Annotated in this window: 2 protein-coding genes; both read left to right on the plus strand. The window is 64.4% G+C overall.

From position 1 onward, the window contains the following. The coding region (locus ACG2F4_RS19385; RefSeq protein ID WP_395262595.1) for an alpha/beta fold hydrolase at window positions 1–384 on the plus strand (384 nt) is incomplete at its 5' end. Window positions 385–435: 51 nt separating this feature from the next. Beyond that, window positions 436–649, plus strand: a 214-nt coding sequence (locus ACG2F4_RS19390; RefSeq protein ID WP_395262596.1) for a hypothetical protein, incomplete at its 3' end; no start/stop codon positions are given.

A 649-nucleotide genomic window follows, 5' to 3' on the forward strand; every position in this document is an offset into this window, starting at 1 on the left:
CCGGAAGATTTCACCCGGTTTATCCAGCTGCTGATCTTCGACAAGACCACCTGGGATGAGGAGGAGCAGTACCAGGGCCTGCTGGAAGGCCAACAGGAGGCGGCCCGCGAGCAGCGCCCGCAACCCCTGCACGGGCTGGAGGGACAGGCCGAGGCCTGCATCACCCACCATGCGTTGGATGAGCTTTCCAACATTACCCAGCCCTGCCTGGTGATCGGGGGCCAGCAGGACACCTTCACCCCGCCCTGGATGGCCCGCGAGGTGGCCGAGGCCCTGCCGAACAGCACCCTGCACCTGTACCCGGACTCCGGGCACGCCTTCCACTGGGAGAACCTCGAGGACTTCAACCCCCGCGTGCGCGACTGGCTGAAGGCCCACGGGTAACGGTCGCGGCAGCATCGATAACACGATAACCACAGATTACTCACTGATTCCATGATCCCAAGAGACCCACTCCCTCTTGTGCTTGCTGCTGCGCTCCTGCTGCTGGCAGCGTCCACTGAAACGGCCAATGCCCATACGCACCCGGCGCCCGGCCCGGCCCACCTGGAAGAGGATTCCCTGCGTGTGCTGGTCTTCTCAGGCACCGGATGGTATCGTCATGCGGAGATCCCGCTGATCAACGGCTGGCTTGTCCGGCTGGGAGCCG

Source organism: Halalkalibaculum sp. DA3122 (genome assembly GCF_043951865.1).
Lineage (GTDB): Bacteria > Bacteroidota > Rhodothermia > Balneolales > Balneolaceae > JAMQKA01.